This is a genomic window from Bacillus sp. GS3m_15504 (genome assembly GCF_055825275.1).
Window position 1 is genome coordinate 1 of record NZ_JBVVNL010000028.1, and the last position, 424, is coordinate 424.

The 424-nt window shown below is 53.5% G+C and carries 3 tRNA genes; all 3 read left to right on the forward strand.

What is annotated here, in order from left to right:
- Window positions 1-53 precede the first annotated feature (53 nt).
- A tRNA-Arg gene (locus tag AC0L0O_RS30020) sits at window positions 54-127 on the forward strand.
- Between the two features lie 8 nt (window positions 128-135).
- Window positions 136-209, forward strand: a tRNA-Pro gene (locus AC0L0O_RS30025).
- A gap of 9 nt (window positions 210-218) precedes the next feature.
- Window positions 219-294, forward strand: a tRNA-Ala gene (locus AC0L0O_RS30030).
- The last annotated feature ends 130 nt before the right edge of the window (window positions 295-424 follow it).

Consider the following 424-nt stretch of genomic DNA (forward strand, 5'->3'; position numbering starts at 1 on the left):
TCCTGCGGTGGGTGACCACCGTGCGGGTTCGACCCCCGCCCTCGGCACCATATGCGCCCGTAGCTCAATTGGATAGAGCGTTTGACTACGGATCAAGAGGTTAGGGGTTCGACTCCTCTCGGGCGCGTTTTCTTTCGGGAAGTGGCTCAGCTTGGTAGAGCACCTGGTTTGGGACCAGGGGGTCGCAGGTTCAAATCCTGTCTTCCCGATACTTGTTTGGGGCCTTAGCTCAGCTGGGAGAGCGCCTGCCTTGCACGCAGGAGGTCAGCGGTTCGATCCCGCTAGGCTCCACCAAAAAAGTTCTTTGAAAACTGAACGAAACAAACAACGTGAAACGTCAATTTTTATTTTAGATGCTAGACAAACTAACTTTATTGGAGAGTTTGATCCTGGCTCAGGATGAACGCTGGCGGCGTGCCTAATA